Source organism: Hydrogenovibrio sp. 3SP14C1 (assembly GCF_029625905.1).
Lineage (GTDB): Bacteria > Pseudomonadota > Gammaproteobacteria > Thiomicrospirales > Thiomicrospiraceae > Hydrogenovibrio.
On the sequence record NZ_JARTLM010000310.1, the window covers coordinates 1 to 238 of the forward strand.

Annotated in this window: 1 pseudogene; it reads right to left on the reverse strand. The window is 57.1% G+C overall.

The features are described from left to right. Nucleotides 1–238: pseudogene (gene gyrB, locus P8629_RS12655) on the reverse strand (DNA gyrase subunit B); the annotation flags it as partial.

The window sequence follows — 238 nt, forward strand, 5'->3', positions numbered from 1 at the left end:
CTGTTCCGGGTTCATCTCGCCCAGACCTTTATAACGCTGGATAGCGAGGCCGCGACGTGACTCTTTCTGCAGCCATTCCAGCGCCTGCTCGAAGCTGGCAACCGGCTGGCGACGCTCGCCACGTTCGATAAACGCATCGTCCTCGATCAGTCCACGCAGCTTCTCGCCGAGCGTACAAATACGACGATATTCGCCACCGGTCACAAATTCATGCTCCAGCGGATAATCGGTATCAACG